This is a genomic window from Chitinophaga filiformis (genome assembly GCF_023100805.1).
Taxonomy (GTDB): Bacteria; Bacteroidota; Bacteroidia; order Chitinophagales; family Chitinophagaceae; genus Chitinophaga; species Chitinophaga filiformis_B.
This window is the reverse complement of record NZ_CP095855.1, coordinates 291,950-304,453: the sequence shown is the minus strand read 5'-3', so window position 1 is coordinate 304,453 and position 12,504 is coordinate 291,950. Positions and strand designations below refer to the sequence as shown.

The 12,504-nt window shown below is 46.8% G+C and carries 9 protein-coding genes; 5 read left to right on the top strand and 4 right to left on the bottom strand.

Features of this window, described 5'->3' with window-relative positions; genetic code table 11:
- Window positions 1-20 precede the first annotated feature (20 nt).
- Window positions 21-647, bottom strand: coding sequence for a polysaccharide deacetylase family protein (locus MYF79_RS01290; RefSeq protein WP_247812183.1), 627 nt, complete (start codon window positions 645-647; stop codon window positions 21-23).
- 53 nt (window positions 648-700) lie between these two features.
- Between MYF79_RS01290 and gltX the strand changes: the two genes are divergently transcribed.
- A complete protein-coding gene (gene gltX, locus MYF79_RS01285) occupies window positions 701-2,233 on the top strand; it encodes a glutamate--tRNA ligase (RefSeq protein WP_247812182.1) in 1,533 nt (510 codons plus the stop codon).
- A 160-nt stretch (window positions 2,234-2,393) separates the two neighbouring features.
- Here gltX and MYF79_RS01280 read toward each other — a convergent pair whose 3' ends face one another.
- Complete coding sequence (locus MYF79_RS01280) at window positions 2,394-4,061, bottom strand: glutamine--tRNA ligase/YqeY domain fusion protein (RefSeq protein ID WP_247812181.1); 1,668 nt, start codon at window positions 4,059-4,061, stop codon at window positions 2,394-2,396.
- A gap of 126 nt (window positions 4,062-4,187) precedes the next feature.
- On the opposite strand from MYF79_RS01280, the gene MYF79_RS01275 reads away from it, so the two are divergent.
- The 4 genes from MYF79_RS01275 to fumC all read left to right on the top strand — a co-directional run bounded on the left by MYF79_RS01275 (window position 4,188) and on the right by fumC (window position 8,243).
- Window positions 4,188-4,607: a cobalamin B12-binding domain-containing protein gene (locus tag MYF79_RS01275; protein WP_247812180.1), complete on the top strand. Its 420-nt coding sequence runs from the start codon at window positions 4,188-4,190 to the stop codon at window positions 4,605-4,607.
- 87 nt (window positions 4,608-4,694) lie between these two features.
- Window positions 4,695-5,495, top strand: coding sequence for an outer membrane beta-barrel protein (locus tag MYF79_RS01270; RefSeq protein ID WP_247812179.1), 801 nt, complete (start codon window positions 4,695-4,697; stop codon window positions 5,493-5,495).
- 410 nt (window positions 5,496-5,905) lie between these two features.
- Window positions 5,906-6,682 (top strand): enoyl-CoA hydratase/isomerase family protein, encoded by a 777-nt coding sequence (locus MYF79_RS01265; RefSeq protein WP_247812178.1) that lies wholly within the window; start codon window positions 5,906-5,908, stop codon window positions 6,680-6,682.
- Window positions 6,683-6,842: 160 nt separating this feature from the next.
- Window positions 6,843-8,243, top strand: a complete 1,401-nt coding sequence (gene fumC, locus MYF79_RS01260) for a class II fumarate hydratase (protein WP_247812177.1) — start codon at window positions 6,843-6,845, stop codon at window positions 8,241-8,243.
- Window positions 8,244-8,325: 82 nt separating this feature from the next.
- On the opposite strand, the gene MYF79_RS01255 is transcribed toward fumC, so the two are convergent.
- Both MYF79_RS01255 and MYF79_RS01250 read right to left on the bottom strand, forming a co-directional pair.
- Window positions 8,326-9,333, bottom strand: coding sequence for a sulfite exporter TauE/SafE family protein (locus MYF79_RS01255; RefSeq protein WP_247812175.1), 1,008 nt, complete (start codon window positions 9,331-9,333; stop codon window positions 8,326-8,328).
- A gap of 211 nt (window positions 9,334-9,544) precedes the next feature.
- Window positions 9,545-12,418: a TonB-dependent receptor gene (locus MYF79_RS01250; RefSeq protein WP_247812174.1), complete on the bottom strand. Its 2,874-nt coding sequence runs from the start codon at window positions 12,416-12,418 to the stop codon at window positions 9,545-9,547.
- Window positions 12,419-12,504: the final 86 nt, after the last annotated feature.

Sequence of the window (12,504 nt, the reverse complement as noted above, 5' to 3'; positions counted from 1 at the left end):
TTTCTATTTCAGGACATCCTTCAATAAGGAATAGCCTCCATGTTCAGCTTTTGTTTTTTGAAATACTCCAGTACACGTGGTAAGGCATACTCCAGCCGGTCCCAGGCTTTGGTACTGTCGTGAAACACGATAATAGAGCCCGGTTTTGACTTGAATACTACATTCTGCACACACTCTTCTCCGCTTCTCTCTGTATCGAAGTCAGCGCTTAATACATCCCACATGATAACCTGCGCATTAGGGATCACCTTTTTCAGGTGCCTGACCTGAAATGGGGTAATCCTTCCATAAGGAGGTCTGAACAAGGGGGAATTAATGTATTTGCGGGCTTCCAGGATGTTCTCAATATATTTATCGGTACCCGTTTTCCAGCCGTTCAGGTGGTTCTGGGTGTGGTTGCCGGTATGGTGCCCTTCCTCCAGTATCCGCTGGTAGATTTCGGGGTGCTCAATAACGTTCTTCCCTATACAGAAGAAAGTGGCTTTTGCCTCATACGTACGGAGCAGGTCCAGTATAAAAGGGGTGGCTGTGGGATGTGGGCCGTCATCAAATGTGAGGTATACAGATGGCCTGGCCGGGGAAAAGTTCCAGGTACAGCTTTTATACAGTGCTTTCAGCAGTGCAGGTGTTTTCGTAAGATAAAACATGGATGTTGTGATTGAAAAATAAAGGTAGCTAAATCTTTCTTTACCTTTGCGGCATGCAACAACAGAAAGTAAGGGTACGCTTTGCGCCCAGTCCAACAGGTGGCCTGCACCTCGGAGGTGTACGCACGGTTTTATTCAATTATTTATTTGCCAGGCAGCATAACGGTGAATTTGTGCTGAGGATAGAAGATACGGATCAGACCCGTTATGTGCAGGGCGCGGAAGAATATATCATAGAATGTCTCCGTTGGTGCGGATTGAATGCTGATGAAGGTCCGCATGTAGGAGGCCCCTATGCGCCGTACCGCCAGAGTGAGCGGAAAGCGCAATACCGCCAGTATGCAGAACAGCTGGTGAAAGATGGTTATGCCTACTATGCTTTCGATACTCCCGAAGAGCTGGAGGAAATGCGTAATAAACTAAAAACTGCCGAGAATCCTTCTCCGCAGTACAACGCTGCTGCCCGCCAGCAGATGCGTAACTCCATCAGCCTGCCTGCTGAAGAAACAGCCAGCCTGCTGGAGAAAGGTACTCCTCATGTGATCCGTATCAAAATGCCACAGAACGAGGAAGTTGGCTTTACTGATATGATCCGTGGACATGTACAGTTCAATACAAACACTGTTGACGATAAAGTGCTGCTGAAAGCTGATGGGATGCCTACCTATCACCTCGCAGTAGTGGTGGATGATTACCTCATGAAGATCACCCACGCCTTCCGCGGGGAAGAATGGCTGCCTTCCGCACCGGTACACCTGTTATTGTGGAAATACCTGGGCTGGGAAGCGCAGATGCCTAACTGGGCACACCTGCCATTGATCCTGAAACCAGACGGTAACGGTAAGCTGAGCAAACGTGATGGCGACAGACTCGGTTTCCCGGTTTATGCAATGAACTGGACAGACCCTAAGACGAACGAATTGACCAAAGGGTTCCGTGAAAGAGGTTTTCTGCCGGAAGCATTTGTGAATATGCTGGCAATGCTTGGATGGAATGACGGTTCCGGTCAGGAGATCTTCACAATGGAAGAACTGATCCAGCGTTTTTCCCTGGAGCGTGTGCATAAAGCAGGTGCGAAATTCGATTTTGAAAAAGCAAAATGGTTCAATCACCAGTACCTTTTACATGCGGACAATAACCGTTTAGCGGAATTATTTGCACCTGTACTGAAGGAAAAGAATATCAACGCATCTCCTGAATACGTTGCGAAAATAGCGGGTCTGGTAAAGGAACGTTGCGACTTCGTGAACGATATCTGGGACCACGCTTTCTTCTTCTTCCAGCAGCCTGAGAGCTATGACATTGCAGCTGTAAAACCGAAATGGAACGACGATAAGACACAGTTCTTCCGTAACTGGGCAGCCGTAGTAGAAGATCATGCCGAATTCACAGCTACATCACTGGAAGAAAGTTTCAAAACCCTGGCAGCTTCCATGAATATCAAACCGGGTGAATTGCAATTGCCTTTCCGTATTATGTTGTGTGGTGGTAAGTTTGGCCCTCCGGTATTTAATATTGCTGAGGTGTTAGGTAAACATGAGACGATTGCGAGGATTGTGAAGGGATTGGATGCGATCAATGCCTGATCAGTCATAAGTAATAAAACAAGAAGAAGCCGCATTACTTGATGCGGCTTCTTCTTGTTTTATTACTTATGATTATTGTAGTGTGAAGAATTGTCTTCTGATATAAAATAGAAAAGAAAACGATGCCCCTCTCTTTTCTATTTTATACTACCTTTCTTAACTACCCCTTCTTTGCCTCCTTCGCCCACGTATCTTTCAGCGTCACTGTACGGTTAAACACCACTTTTTGAGCAGTACTATCCGCATCTACACAGAAATAACCTTTACGCAGGAACTGGAAGCGTTCTCCCGGTTTAGCCTTCAGCAGGCTTGGCTCGATGTATGCATTCGGGATGACCTGCAAAGAATCAGGGTTGATATATGATTTGAAATCACCTTCCTCATTGCTTGGATCTTCCACTTTGAACAGGCGATCATAGAGCCTTACTTCTGCAGTCGCAGCATGTGCCGCGCTTACCCAGTGAATGGTACCTTTTACATTCAGTCCGGAAGTATCTCCGCCGCTTTTGCTTTCAGGAAAATAAGTGGCGTAGATAGTGGTAATATTGCCGTCAGCATCTTTCTCAAAGCCTTCACCTTTAATGATGTAGGCATTTTTCAAGCGCACCACCAGGCCGGGGCCAAGACGGAAGAACTTCTTGGGAGGCTCTTCCATAAAGTCTTCACGCTCAATGTAGAGTGTGTTGCTGAAAGGCAGTGTACGGGTACCTGCATTGGGATCTTCCGGATTGTTTTCGGCGGTCATTTCTTCTACCTGATCAGCAGGATAGTTGGTGATCACCAGTTTTACCGGGTCCAATACCGCCATTACGCGATTGGCTGTTTTATTCAGCTCTTCGCGGATGCAGAATTCCAGCAGGCTCACGTCGATCATGTTATCACGTTTCTGTACGCCGATACGTTCGCAGAATGCACGGATACTGGCAGGTGTATAACCACGGCGGCGCAGACCGCTGATAGTTGGCATACGGGGATCGTCCCAGCCGCTGACATGCTTCTCATTTACCAGCTGCAGCAGCTTACGTTTGCTCATCACCGTATAGGTAAGATTTAAACGTGCAAACTCGTACTGGTGAGATGGGAATATCTCCAGTTGCTCGATAAACCAATTGTACAGCGGGCGGTGCGGAATAAACTCCAGTGTACAAACGGAATGGGTGATATTTTCAATGCTATCGCTCTGTCCGTGGGCGAAGTCATACATCGGGTAAATACACCAGTTGTCGCCGGTGCGGTGATGATGTGCATGCTTGATACGGTACATGATAGGATCGCGCATGTGCATATTGGGAGAAGCCAGGTCTACCTTTGCCCGTAATACTTTTTCACCGTCCTTGAATTCCCCTTTACGCATGCGTTCGAACAGGTCAAGGTTTTCCTCTACACTACGGTTGCGGTAGGGAGTACCTTTACCGGGTTCGGTAGGCGTTCCTTTGGAAATGGCAATCTCCTCGGGTGTAGAGTCATCTACATATGCCAGTCCTTTCTTTATCAGTTGTACAGCGAAGTTGTATATCTGTTCGAAATAGTCGGACGCATACAGTTCCTGGGCCCAGTTGAAACCCAGCCATTGTATGTCGGCCTTAATGGAATCCACATATTCAGTATCCTCCGTAACGGGATTGGTATCGTCAAAACGGAGGTTGGTTTTACCATTGTACTTCTGTGCAAGGCCAAAGTTGAGGCAAATGGATTTGGCATGCCCGATATGCAGGTAGCCATTTGGTTCCGGAGGGAAGCGTGTAAGCACCCTGCCGCCATTTACTCCGTTGGCAATGTCCTCTTCTACGATCTGTTCCAGAAAATTGAGGGTCCTTTCTTCGCTCATAAAGTTTTATATATTTCGGACGGCAAAGGTAGTGAAAAGTCCACAGACCCGAGTAGGAAGTAAGGGGGCATCGGGCGGTAGACTGCTCAAAAAACTTATATTTACAACCTTAACAACCCGAAGATTATGGTCAACCCCCTACAACGTCCCGTACGTGTGCTGGTGGCTAAGGTCGGACTGGATGGTCATGACCGGGGCGCCAAGGTGATTGCAGCAGCCCTGAGAGATGCCGGTATGGAAGTGATTTATACCGGATTGCGACAGACCCCCGAAATGGTGGTCAGCGCCGCGCTCCAGGAAGATGTGGACGCCATTGGTGTCAGCATCCTGTCAGGCGCACACATGACGGTTTTTCCACGTATTATGGCCCTTATGAAAGAAAAAGGGATGGATGATGTATTGCTTACAGGTGGCGGTATTATACCGGAAACAGATATGTCACAACTGAATGAGATCGGTGTGGGAAAGCTGTTCCCGCCCGGTACCCGCACAGAGGATATTGCCACTTACATTACTGATTGGGTGGCTGCTCACCGGAGTTTTTAAAAAATACCACCGTTTTGAAACTTTTTTTCGTCCCGGACGTCTTAGGTGCATATATAAGACAACCCAAATTAAAACATAAGAAGATTTATGAAACGGAAACGCTACCTCATCCCGACACTGCTTTGTTTGTTGCAGTTAAGCGCCTTTTCCCAGGACAATAAATCCGATTCCAGCAAACATGAATGGAAGGAAATGGTATTTGGCAGGTATGCCGGGGCCAATCCCGCCAGGCGGCCTTATGTTACCTGGGGCGGAGACGGTCCCCTGTTATCTTTCAGTGACGAAATAAGAGATGCCGGCAAGCATGTGCATAACATTCCCCGCTTCACCTTCTTTTTCAATGTCGGCCATAACCTGAACTACGATTTTAACAAGCATTTCGGCATCTTCACCGGCCTGAATCTCAAGAATATAGGGCTCATCACAAAAGATGACAGGGATTCGGTAAAATTAAAACGCCGTGTATACACGCTGGGTATTCCCCTGGGCTTTAAGATCGGTGACCTCAGAAGAGGTTCCTTTTTCTTTTTTGCGGGTGGTTCTTATGACCTGGCATTCAATTACAAGGAAAAGAAATTCATTCATGGCGACAAAAAAGAAAAGTTCAACGAATGGTTCAGCGACCGTACTCCGCTGCTGATGCCTTCGCTGTTTGCCGGATTAAGGATGAGCCCCGGTTTTGGACTGAAGGTGCAGTATTATCCTAAAAATTTCTTCAATAAAGAATATAAGGAAGTACTGGTAGGCGGTACGGCCACTCCTTATAAAGATCTGGATGCCAAACTGTTCTTTGTAACACTCAGCTACGATTTTGGTAGATTCCCTGATCATAAGCACTGGAAAGAAAAGCATGAACGGTATAAGAAACGTTGGGAAAAGAAATCCTGATACATAAGTAATATAGTTGATATAATGCCTGAAAAGGCATATCTTAGGAATGACGAATAATGTTAATGGATGTGTAACAGTTTATTCGTCATTCCTGTTTTTTATCGTTTTCCTGTGCTCTTGTATTATTTTAACATCCCGTAATAATCCTTTCTTTTTCTTTTTTTGAACTTGCCTGGTCGTCACTTCTTCGTTGCTTCTTCTCTGCTTGTTCGACCCTTCTTCTCCGCTTGTTCTCCCGTATCCCGGTGTGAGCCCAGGATCCTTACTGCAGGCGGATTTATATACCTGGCCTTCAGAGATTGGTTGCCGGTTCGTTTATATATGGTGTTTTGTCGATATGTCAAAATAATATCACAGTTTGTGTTTGAAAATGAGATAAATTAGTCCTCCAACAAAACCCGGATCTCATGTACAATACGATCAAAACTGAACTCACCGATAATATCTTCTTTATTTACATCAATCGCCCTGACAAAATGAATGCATTGAATGTGGAAGTGATGAAAGAGCTGGCATTGGCGGTAGACGAGGTATATTCAAATAAAGAGATTAAGAGTGCAGTCATTACTGGTAAAGGAGAGAAAGCTTTTGTGGCAGGTGCTGATATTTCTGAGTTCCTGACCTTGTCAGACCAGCAGGGCGCTGAACTGGCTAAGAAAGGACAAGTGGTCTTCAAACGTATTGAAGATAGTCCGAAGCCGATTATCGCAGCTGTGAACGGTTTCGCGCTGGGTGGAGGATGTGAGCTGGCAATGGCTTGCCACTTCAGAATAGCGGCCACTAACGCGCGGTTCGGACAGCCGGAAGTCAACCTGGGACTGATACCTGGCTATGGCGGTACACAACGGCTTACGGCCCTGGTAGGTAAGGGAAAGGCGCTGGAAATGATGATGACGGGCGACATGATCAGTGCAGATGAAGCGCTGGAATGGGGACTGGTCAATTATGTAGTGGCGCCTGGTGACCTCCTGCTGAAATCTACTGAACTGTTGCAGAAAATACATACCAGGGCACCACTGGCGGTTGCCCGTGTTATTAAATGTGCGAATGCGGCATTGGATCATAGCATGGATGGGTATGAAGTGGAACTGAATGAGTTCGGCGCCTGCTTCGCCACAAAAGACCTGCAGGAGGGCGCTGAGGCATTTGTACAAAAGAGAGCCGCAAGATTTGCAGGGGAATAGTAACGCTGTTTCCTCACCCTCATCAGGACATACACAACAGGGAAGACAAGGCTCCGGAAAGGAGCCCGGGTTTATCTTTCCATTAACGGCATTGAATTAGTATTTCGTAATTGATAATTCATAATTCATATGTACGTTTGTACCGCAAAAAATCAAGCATATGGAATATAGAATAGAGAAAGACACGATGGGCGAAGTGAAAGTACCTGTAGATGCTTACTATGGTGCTCAAACTCAACGTTCTATCGACAATTTCAAGATTGCTCAGGATATTAACAGGATGCCGAAGGAAATTATCCAGGCGTTTGCCTACCTGAAGAAAGCAGCAGCACTGACCAACCTCGATGCTGGTACACTATCTCAGGAGAAAGCAAACCTGATTGCACAGGCTTGTGATGAAATACTGGCCGGAAAACTGGACGATCAGTTCCCGCTGGTAGTATGGCAGACCGGTTCCGGTACACAGTCAAATATGAACGTAAACGAAGTGATTGCTTACCGTGCACATGTGATCAACGGTGGCAAACTCTCCGATAAAGATAAAGTGATACATCCGAATGACGATGTGAATAAATCACAATCATCCAACGATACTTTCCCAACTGCCATGCACATTGCTGCATACAAGATGTTGATCGAAACCACTATTCCTGGTATCGAAAAACTGAGAGATACACTGGCAGCAAAAGCGCAGGCTTTCAAAAATATAGTGAAGATCGGTCGTACCCACTTCATGGATGCTACGCCTCTCACATTGGGCCAGGAAATCAGCGGATATGTGTCCCAGCTGAACCACGGCCTGAAAGCTATTAAGAACACCCTTGCCCACCTGAGCGAACTGGCCCTGGGTGGTACTGCCGTAGGTACTGGTATCAACACGCCAAAAGGTTATTCTGAAAATGTAGCGAAACACATTGCTACGCTGACTGGTTTACCATTCGTGACTGCTGAAAATAAATTCGAGGCACTGGCTGCACACGATGCAATTGTAGAAGCACACGGTGCACTAAAGACCGTAGCAGTGAGCCTGATGAAGATCGCCAACGATATCCGTATGCTGAGCTCCGGCCCACGCTCCGGTATCGGTGAGATCCATATTCCTGACAATGAGCCAGGTTCTTCCATCATGCCAGGTAAGGTAAACCCTACCCAGTGTGAAGCGTTGACGATGATCGCTGCACAGGTATTAGGAAATGATGTGGCTATCAACATCGGTGGCGCTACCGGTCATTTCGAACTGAATGTGTTCAAGCCGGTAATGATCTACAACTTCCTGCACTCTGCACGTCTCATCGGCGACGGCTGTGTAAGCTTCAATGATAAATGTGCTGTAGGTATCGAACCAATAGAAGCAAACATCAAAAAGCATGTAGACAACTCCCTGATGCTGGTAACTGCACTGAATACGAAGATCGGTTACTACAAGGCGGCAGAGATCGCGCAGACAGCCCATAAAGAAGGTACTACACTGAAAGAAATGGCAGTGAAACTGGGTTATGTAAAACCAGAAGAATTTGATGCATGGGTAAACCCGATCGATATGGTGGGCGAGATCAAATAAGCAATTGCTTTAACCATAAAATAGTAAACGGGTATCTGTATTAACAGATACCCGTTTACGTTTAACCGGAAGCCGGTTTATGTCAATGAAGAAGCGTCAGGATAATTGTACGCAGGCTTAAAAGTATGATAAGCGTACCCACCATGATCATCAGTGGTTTACGTTTAAGCCTTCTCACAAGAAGTGCTGCAAAAGGAGACGCAATCACCCCGCCAATGATCAGCCCAATAATAACAGGCCAGCCGGCAATAGCGCCAAAAATGAGGAAGGTACTTGCGCTGGAAAGGGAGATAAAGAATTCTGCTGCATTCACAGAACCAATGGTATAATGCGCGGTACGGCCTTTGCTCAGCAAGGTGGATGTCACGATCGGGCCCCAGCCGCCGCCACCAAAGGAATCCATAAAACCACCAAAGAAAGCCAGGGAACCCAGACGTTTGGTTTTACTTTTTGCTTTTTTAGGCAGGAATGCTTTCCGCAGCACAATAACGCCCAAAATGAGCAGATATGCGCTGATGAAAGGTTTGATATTATCTTCCTTAAAGTAAGATAACCAGGGTACAGATTCGGAGATGGCGTTCATCCTGGATAGCAGGAATGAACCACTGATAGCGCCTATTATGCCGGGTATCAGCAGATAGAGAAATAGTTTCTTATTTACATTGCCAAAGCGGAAGTGGGAAATACCGGATGCACCCGTAGTGAACACCTCCGCCACATGCACGCTGGCACTGGCAATAGAGGGAGGAATGCCCAATCCCAGCAACAACGAGGAAGAAGTTGCGCCATAAGCCATGCCCAGGGCCCCGTCTACCGTCTGTGCTGCCAGACCTACCAGAATGTAAAATAACAGCTCCTTTGTAAAAAGGGATTGTGTGAACTCGAAAACCTTTGTATGTGTGGCCTCGGATGTATTGTAGTAGGATAAGATACCTATCCCGGCCACTACTGCAACGGCAATAATGCCGATAAGCAGCCACAATAAAGGTTTACGTTGGTTCTCCTCATTGACAAGGTCAATCAGTATCTCCTGACGTTCTACTGTAGCGTACTTTTTTTCAAGTTGGTCTATCTCCTCGTTGTGCGGCATGTATTACTTCAGTTATATAGTCTATAGATGTTATAGACTAAGGTAGGTCGAAATCGCCGGATATCCAAATGCAGGAGATTAAAATGTGCTGAATATTCGGTGAATGAGGCGAAACGCAGATGGCGGGGACAGATCAATCCCCCGGAATAAAAAAGAAAACCCGCCGGGCAAATGGTTTGCTGCCGGCGGGTTGCTGAATTATGCTGATGCCTTACTTACTGAAAGGCAGATCATATGTGAATGCGACGTAATACAAGCCTTTGATGGTCGGACCGCCTACATACTGGAAGTAGGAAGTGTTGAGAATATTAGAACCTCCCAGTTTTATAGAAGTATGCAGTTTAGGCAAACTATAGGTCACCTGTGCATCTACAGTGCTGTAAGCTGGCACATCTCCATTACCGAACAGGTTCTGCCAGTAGAATGTTTCCTGCCAGTGCCATACTACGTTGAAGCCCAGGTTCGGCAACACACGCCTGTTACCAAAGCTCACATTGGTGAACCATTTAGGCGTATTAAAACCGGGGATCAAAGCATCGTCTTTGGTCTTGTCCTGCGCAAGGGCATTGTAGTTAGCGTTACCGCTGATGGTGAATGTCTTCAGGAAATTGTATGTAACACCCAGTGCGAAACCATAATTCTGTACAGTGGATTTACTGTTTGTCCATACGCGATAACGATTCTGGTACTGTTTATCATACATCTGGTTCAGGACTTCCTGTGTAGGATTGTTCACGTTACCGGTTTTTGGTACTGCTACTTCCACCTGGCCGATGAAGTTCTTGTAGGTGTTGTAATAACCGTCGATGTCAATAAATACTTTATTGTCAAACAGTACGCTCTTGTAACCTGCTTCGAACGACTGGATCTGCTCAGGTCTTATGGCATCCAGGTTGGCCACTTTCAGCACGTTTGCATTCCGTTGTTCGGCTTCGTCCCTGCTAAGGGTAGGATCGGCATTGGTAGCTTTGTTCACCGCTGTCGTAAATGCAGTAGCGCTGGAAGTAAGGTAAGAGTTCTTGAAATACCCCAGGCCTTCTTCAATAAATGCCAGGCCACCTACACGTCTTACACCACCGTTATTTACGAAAGAATAAGCCTCAAACAGGGATGGGAAACGGAACCCGTTCTGCCAGGAAGCCCGGAAGTTATGACGTTGATTGGGCGTCGTATATACTGCGGCTACACGCGGATTGAACTTGCCTGAGAACTCCTGGCTCTTGTCAAAGCGAAGGGATGCTGTCAGTTTCAGCTGATCATGCAGGAAAACTTTACTACCCTGTACGAAGCCACCAGCCTTACCGTACCAGATGTTCTTACCACCGGGCGTATTACGCTTGTCTAATGGCTTGGTCAGGTCCACGAAGTTGTTGCCATCCGGGATGATCTCGTAAGTACGGTAATCAGCGCCTACCAGCACATCCATAAAGTGGATGTATTTACGCAGGTTCCAGGTGCCTTCTGCATGATAGAAACGGCTCATCTGAAGCAGCGCAGCGCCACCGCTTTTGTTGGTACTGTCTTTGGAAACAGGATAAATATCCCAGTCATTAATGCTCTTGATCTTAGCTACCTGTGCGTCAAAAGCGGCTGTACCAGGCGTCCAGCGGCCTGCATCAGCAGCTGCGCGTGCAGCTTTGTGCGCTTCTGCGATATTGCTGCCGGTGGCATCTAATGCGTTATTTAATGCAGTCGTATAATCGGCCTGCCATTTTTTATCTGTCTTGAAAGACTTTTCCAGGTTATCCGCCAGGGGGTTCATATTGTAGGAATCTCCTGTGTTTTCAAGTGAAACGTAAGAGCGCAGTGTAAAATCCGGTCCTACTACTTCGATCTTATGATTCTGCACTACTACATTTTTCAGCCCGATACGGTTACCACGCTGAAAGAAACCATCCATTTTACCTACACGATAGGTATAGGATGCTTCTACTTTAGGACTGATCTTATAGTGCAGGGCTCCGTCAAATTTCAGGTTCTTTACGGTATAATCGCCTACCAGGTCTTTTTCCCAGTAGCCGGTGCGGGACACGTTATAGGATTTACCGAATTTGTCGGTGATAGGGAATGTACTCTGGTCTGCATACTTGTTCCATGCATCATATGCAGGGTTGTTTGCACCGGTCAGTTGCGGGAAGTCAGGGTTAGCCTTGCTTCCCGGATTGAAATCATTATGGCTGTCTGCATACCAGTCGGTACCCTGCATATAAGAGAAGTTTACTTTGAAAGCCAGCTTTTTACTCAGCGCCTGTGCATAACGCACGGAGGTTTCAGAGATCGGTTTCGGAGAACTGCCGTTGCCGTCAAAGTGGTTGAAGGCTACTTTCTGGTATACACTGATACCCTGGTATTGGAAAGGATTTTTTGTGATGAGGTTAGACATCCCGTTCAGGGCGTTCATACCATACAGCGCGGAAGAAGCGCCAGGCGTTACCTCGATACTCAGGATGTCCAGCTCTGTGGGCCCGATAGCGTTTCCAAGGGGCACACCCAGTGTGGCTGCCTGGTTGTCCACACCATCTATCAGCTGCATAAAGCGAAAGTTATTGGGTACGTTGAAGCCACGTGTATTGAAAACTTTGAAGGTCAGACCAGCGGTAGTCATCTGAACCCCTTTCAGGTTGCCGATGGCATCATAAAAGGAAGCTGCCGGTGTTTCCTTCAGGGCTTTAACGTCCAGTTTTTCGATGGCCACCGGAGATCTCATCAGCTTTTCCTGCTGACGGGAAGCCGATACCACCACTTCATTTACCAGCAGCGATTGTGTTACCAGCTGGAACTGTAAGCGGCTGTTGCTGTTCTTTACGTCAAATTCCTGCGTTTGATAACCCAGCAGGCGTACCTGCAGTTTTAAGGGGAATTTGGCGTTCGTGGTGATTTCGAAGCGGCCGGTAGTATCCGTCGTGGCGCCGAAAGAAGTTCCCTTGATCTGGACTGTAGCGCCCACCAGTGCTTCGCCTTTGTCGCCGGTGATCCTGCCGCTGAGAATATAAGATCCATTCAGCTGAGCCTGGGCCAGTATAGGTAGTAATAATGTCAGCAGCCAAAAAAATGCTGTATAGATAGTGTGTCTTTTTGCGGACATAACTATAGTTTATTGATAAATAAATTGGTCTTGTGAATGAAAACGATTTTGGCAGATGCCATTACAGGTTTGTCGGGGAAAAGCTG